Genomic DNA, 5,656 nt, shown 5'->3' with positions numbered 1-5,656 from the left:
ACCGCGCGACCACAGGCCCCGCCGCGTCCCCGGCGGTCCGGTGTAATGGCCCGTCGTCGTTCACCCTCGGACCTGGAGCCGCCCACCCCACCCGTGACGTGGGCCTCTTTCGTCACCCGACCCTCTCTCGCGGAGGCGGACACCCTCTCGTACAGTGGAATCCGCTTTCCGAAACGCGAACCCCCGGCGAACAAAACGTTCGCAATCCGGGGCGACTACCGCGTACTCAGTGGTAGGTGCGACGATCGGACGGCACACAGCAGTGACTCGGTGAAAGCAGAGGAAGTCGGCCATGGCAACGGCGCCCAGCGTCTCCTACTCGATGACGGTCCGGCTGGAGGTGCCCGCGAGCGGAACCGCGGTCTCCCAGCTCACGACGGCCGTGGAGTCCAGCGGAGGCTCGGTGACCGGCCTCGACGTGACCGCGTCCGGGCACGAGAAGCTCCGGATCGACGTCACCATCGCGGCGAGCTCCACCTCGCACGCCGACGAGATCGTCGAGGAGCTCCGGAACATCGAGGGCGTGACGCTCGGCAAGGTGTCCGACCGTACGTTCCTCATGCACCTCGGCGGCAAGATCGAGATGCAGTCCAAGCACCCGATCCGCAACCGTGACGACCTCTCCATGATCTACACCCCGGGTGTGGCCCGGGTGTGCATGGCGATCGCCGAGAACCCCGAGGACGCCCGCCGCCTCACCATCAAGCGCAATTCCGTTGCGGTCGTGACGGACGGCTCCGCGGTGCTGGGCCTCGGCAACATCGGCCCGATGGCCGCGCTGCCCGTCATGGAGGGCAAGGCGGCCCTCTTCAAGCGCTTCGCCGGCATCGACGCCTGGCCGCTGTGCCTGGACACCCAGGACACCGACGCGATCGTCGAGATCGTCAAGGCGATCGCCCCCGGCTTCGCGGGCATCAACCTGGAGGACATCTCCGCGCCGCGCTGCTTCGAGATCGAGGCCCGGCTGCGCGAGGCCCTCGACATCCCCGTCTTCCACGACGACCAGCACGGCACGGCCATCGTCGTCCTCGCCGCCCTGACCAACGCACTTCGCGTCGCGGGCAAGGCGATCGGCGACATCCGGGTCGTCATGTCCGGCGCGGGAGCGGCCGGTACGGCCATCCTCAAGCTGCTGATCGCCGCCGGGGTGAAGAACGCCGTCGTCGCCGATATCCACGGCGTCGTGCACGCGGGCCGGGGCGACCTCGTCGACGCCGCCCCGGACTCGCCGCTGCGCTGGATCGCCGACAACACCAACCTCGAAGGCCTCACGGGCACGTTGAAGGAGGCGGTGCGCGACGCCGACGTGTTCATCGGTGTCTCCGCCCCGAACGTGATCGATGGCGACGACGTGGCCTCGATGGCGGAGAACGCCATCGTGTTCGCGCTCGCGAATCCCGACCCCGAGGTCGACCCGGCAATCGCCCGCCAGACCGCGGCAGTTGTGGCCACCGGCCGCTCCGACTTCCCCAACCAGATCAACAACGTCCTGGTGTTCCCGGGCGTCTTCCGTGGCCTCCTGGACGCCCAGTCGCGTACCGTCAACACGGAGATGATGCTGGCCGCCGCAGCCGCGCTCGCGAGCGTGGTGACCGAGGACGAGCTCAACGCGAACTACATCATCCCCAGCGTCTTCAACGACAAGGTCGCGGGCGCGGTCGCCGGAGCGGTGCGTGACGCGGCGAAGGCGGCGGGGGCGGCGGACGTGGCCAACACGAGCGTGTAGCACGGGTCGAGCCGGGCCGCGCGCCCGTGCCGTACCGGCCGACGTCCCGTCTGTGACGGGCGCCACGACCGCCCGGAACCCGGCGCGTCGCGGAACGCGGGGCCAGTGGCCGCCTCTAGGGTGGCGGCCAGGCTCAGGCCTCGCAGGGGCCTCTTCGTGTGACCCCCAAGGGTGTTCGTGTGACTCCCAGGGGTGCCGGATTGGCTTTCCCGCCGCAGGTGGGGGCAGGATGCGTATTCGGGCGCGACGGTCTGGCGACGGACCCGGGTCCGGGAGCCGACCGAGGACCCTGACAGCATCGGCTTCACTGTGCCCGATATGCGGCTCCGCCGCCTGGCACGCCTCAACAGCAAGAAGAACACGGGAGTAACAACATGAACCGCAGTGAGCTGGTGGCCGCGCTGGCCGACCGTGCCGAGGTGACCCGCAAGGACGCCGACGCCGTTCTGGCCGCTTTCGCCGAGACCGTCGGCGAGATCGTCGCCAAGGGCGACGAGAAGGTGACCATCCCCGGCTTCCTGACCTTCGAGCGCACTCACCGTGCCGCTCGCACCGCGCGCAACCCGCAGACCGGCGACCCGATCCAGATCCCGGCCGGCTTCAGCGTGAAGGTCTCCGCGGGCAGCAAGCTCAAGGAAGCCGCCAAGGGCAACTAGTCCCGGCGCCGGTACGTTCCCCGCGGACGCGGGACGCGGGAGGCGTACGAAGCCCAGCAACGCCAATGGGGCGGCCCTTTCAGGGGGCCGCCCCATCGGCGTACGCGGGTAAGACCGCGAACGTACGTGGCCGAGAACGCCCGCGTACGTGGTGTACGCGGGCGAACCCGCCGAAGTGCTAGCCGAGCGCCTTGCCGGGCAGTTCGACCTTCGCGCCGAGCTCCACGAGCTTGTCCATGAAGTTCTCGTAGCCGCGGTTGATCAGGTCGATGCCGTGGACGCGGGACGTGCCCTGCGCCGCCAGCGCCGCGATCAGGTACGAGAAGCCGCCGCGCAGGTCGGGGATGACCAGGTCGGCGCCCTGAAGCTTCGTCGGGCCCGAAACGACCGCGGAGTGCAGGAAGTTGCGCTGGCCGAAGCGGCAGACCGAGCCGCCGAGGCACTCGCGGTAGAGCTGGATGTGCGCGCCCATCTGGTTCAGCGCGGATGTGAAGCCCAGCCGGGACTCGTACACCGTCTCGTGGATGATCGACAGGCCGGTGGCCTGCGTCAGGGCCACGACGAGCGGCTGCTGCCAGTCGGTCTGGAAGCCGGGGTGGACGTCCGTCTCCAGGGCGATGGACTTGAGCTGGCCGCCCGGGTGCCAGAAGCGGATGCCCTCGTCGTCGATCTCGAAGGCGCCGCCGACCTTGCGGTAGGTGTTGAGGAACGTCATCATCGACCGCTGCTGGGCGCCGCGGACGTAGATGTTGCCCTCGGTCGCCAGCGCCGCGGAGGCCCACGAGGCGGCCTCCAGGCGGTCCGGGAGAGCCGCGTGGGTGTAACCGCCGAGCGAGTCCACACCGGTGATGCGGATCGTCCGGTCGGTGTCCATCGCGATGATGGCGCCCATCTTCTGCAGGACGCAGATCAGGTCCTCGATCTCCGGCTCCACGGCCGCGTTCGAGAGCTCCGTGACACCCTCCGCGAGGACCGCGGTCAGCAGCACCTGCTCGGTCGCGCCCACGGACGGGTACGGAAGCTGGATCTTGGTGCCGCGCAGCCGCTGCGGGGCCTCCAGGTACTGGCCGTCCTCCCGCTTCTCGATCTTCGCGCCGAACTGCCGCAGCACCTCGAAGTGGAAGTCGATCGGCCGGCCGCCGATGTCGCAGCCGCCGAGGCCCGGGATGAACGCGTGGCCCAGCCGGTGCAGCAGCGGGCCGCAGAAGAGGATCGGGATGCGCGACGAGCCCGCGTGGGCGTCGATGTCGGCGACGTTCGCGCTCTCGACGTGCGAGGGATCGAGGATCAGCTCACCGGGCTCCTCACCCGGACGGACGGTCACACCGTGCAACTGCAGCAGCCCGCGTACGACACGGACGTCGCGGATGTCGGGGACATTGCGCAGCCGGCTCGGTCCGCTGCCCAGCAGGGCGGCGACCATGGCCTTCGGTACGAGGTTCTTCGCACCGCGGACACGGATCTCGCCCTCAAGCGGGGTTCCGCCATGGACAAGCAGGACATCGTCGTTGACGGTCATGTATCTCGCGTTCCGATGAGTTGGGCAGGTGTGGGTCGTCGGCCGGCCGGTCGTACGGGAGCCGAACAGCAAGGGTAATGGGCGCCCGCCCCGGCGCAGGAAGCCCGAGGAGGACTCAGCTCTGTCATAGCTTGGCCACAACACGAGCCGTCCCGGGCCGGGTACGCGGGGTCACCGTCACGGGTGTGCGCGGGCGACGCTTCGTTGCGCCCTGAGCTGCATTCACTCCCGTACGCGCATTGGCTCCCCACATGAAGGGAATGTGCGGGATCATGTCTGGCATGACCGAGGTGTCCTCGCTCACAGGGCGGCTGCTCGTGGCCACGCCCGCCCTGGCGGACCCGAACTTCGACCGTGCGGTGGTGCTGCTCCTCGACCACGACGAGGAGGGCTCCCTCGGTGTCGTCCTCAACCGTCCGACGCCGGTCGGTGTCGGGGACATCCTGGAGAACTGGGCCGGGCTGACCGGGGAACCGGGTGTCGTCTTCCAGGGCGGCCCCGTCTCGCTGGACTCCGCGCTGGGGGTGGCGGTCATCCCGGGCGGCATGGCGGGGGAGCGCGCGCCCCTCGGCTGGCGGCGGGTGCACGGCGCGATCGGTCTCGTGGACCTGGAGGCCCCGCCCGAGCTTCTGGCGTCCGCCCTCGGCTCCCTGCGCATCTTCGCCGGATACGCGGGCTGGGGACCGGGTCAACTGGAGAACGAACTGGTCGAAGGCGCCTGGTACGTCGTCGAGTCCGAACCCGGTGACGTCTCCTCCCCGGCGCCCGAACGCCTGTGGCGCGAGGTCCTGCGCCGCCAGCGCAGCGAACTGGCGATGGTCGCGACGTACCCCGACGACCCCTCCCTCAACTGACCGGCGCACCGGCCCCGTGCCTTCCGCCGAAGGCGCGCGACCCTTCCCTCAACTGATGGCTGCGAGCCCCAGTACCCTTGGCTTCATGAGCACTCTTGAGCCTGAGACCCAGCCCCAGCGAGGCACGGGGACGGGGACCCTCGTAGAGCCGACGCCGCAGGTGTCGCACGGCGACGGGGACCACGAGCGCTTCGCCCATTACGTCCAGAAGGACAAGATCATGGCGAGCGCGCTGGACGGCACGCCCGTGGTGGCGCTGTGCGGCAAGGTGTGGGTGCCGGGCCGCGACCCGAAGAAGTACCCCGTGTGTCCCATGTGCAAGGAGATCTTCGAGTCCATGGGCGCCGGTGGCGGCGACCAGGGCAAGGGCGGCGACAAGAAGTAGCGCCGGGCTCCGGCCCCGGCGCGGTACGCCGCGCAGACCGGCCACGGCCGCGACGCTCCCGCCGAGGGGCGCCGCGGCCGTGTCGCGTGCGGGGGCCGGGGCGGGGCCGTGCGCGGGTGCCGTGGCCGCTTCGTTCGAGCGGGGCGCGGCTGTGTCCTGTGCGGGCCGGCCTGTTTTTCACAGCCGCCCGCGATCACAGAGTGGTGTAGACCTCTTGTGGGCGGGTCCCGGTACTCCTTAGCCTCCGAGTGTTGTGCGATGCGAAACCGCCATTGCGCATGCCGCAACACGCTCTGGCTGGAGGACGCCCGTTGAAGCCCAGTGCTCCCGGATCGCCGTGGCGCGGACGGTGACCACCGCGCCGCCGGGCGGCACCAGGCGCCCCGGGGCTGACCGGCGTCCTGCGGTCGACCGGTGCCTTGGGGCTGACCGGCGTCCTGCGGTCGACCGGTGCCTTGGGGCTGACCGGCGTCCTGCGGTCGACCGGTGCCTTGGGGCTGACCGGCGTCCTGCGGT

General features: G+C 70.1%; 5 protein-coding genes. 4 read left to right on the top strand and 1 reads right to left on the bottom strand.

The genetic code is table 11. The annotated features are described in order from the left end of the window. Positions 1 to 292 precede the first annotated feature (292 nt). Both ACFXGX_RS31235 and ACFXGX_RS31230 read left to right on the top strand, forming a co-directional pair. The gene (locus ACFXGX_RS31235; protein ID WP_384797669.1) at positions 293 to 1,726 is read left to right on the top strand and encodes an NAD-dependent malic enzyme; all 1,434 of its coding nucleotides are present in this window, start codon (positions 293 to 295) and stop codon (positions 1,724 to 1,726) included. Between the two features lie 374 nt (positions 1,727 to 2,100). Next, complete coding sequence (locus tag ACFXGX_RS31230; protein WP_037619258.1) at positions 2,101 to 2,382, top strand: HU family DNA-binding protein; 282 nt, start codon at positions 2,101 to 2,103, stop codon at positions 2,380 to 2,382. Between the two features lie 178 nt (positions 2,383 to 2,560). On the opposite strand, the gene murA is transcribed toward ACFXGX_RS31230, so the two are convergent. Further along, positions 2,561 to 3,901: a UDP-N-acetylglucosamine 1-carboxyvinyltransferase gene (gene murA, locus ACFXGX_RS31225; protein ID WP_384797666.1), complete on the bottom strand. Its 1,341-nt coding sequence runs from the start codon at positions 3,899 to 3,901 to the stop codon at positions 2,561 to 2,563. Positions 3,902 to 4,182: 281 nt separating this feature from the next. On the opposite strand from murA, the gene ACFXGX_RS31220 reads away from it, so the two are divergent. Both ACFXGX_RS31220 and ACFXGX_RS31215 read left to right on the top strand, forming a co-directional pair. Continuing rightward, positions 4,183 to 4,755, top strand: a complete 573-nt coding sequence (locus tag ACFXGX_RS31220) for a YqgE/AlgH family protein (RefSeq protein ID WP_384797663.1) — start codon at positions 4,183 to 4,185, stop codon at positions 4,753 to 4,755. 85 nt (positions 4,756 to 4,840) lie between these two features. Next, positions 4,841 to 5,140 carry a DUF3039 domain-containing protein gene (locus ACFXGX_RS31215; RefSeq protein ID WP_351861896.1) on the top strand — a complete coding sequence of 100 codons (300 nt, stop codon included), beginning with the start codon at positions 4,841 to 4,843 and terminating at the stop codon, positions 5,138 to 5,140. Positions 5,141 to 5,656: the final 516 nt, after the last annotated feature.

Source organism: Streptomyces sp. NPDC059371, assembly GCF_042751995.1.
Taxonomy (GTDB): domain Bacteria; phylum Actinomycetota; class Actinomycetes; order Streptomycetales; family Streptomycetaceae; genus Streptomyces.
This window is presented reverse-complemented; position numbering and strand designations above follow the sequence as displayed.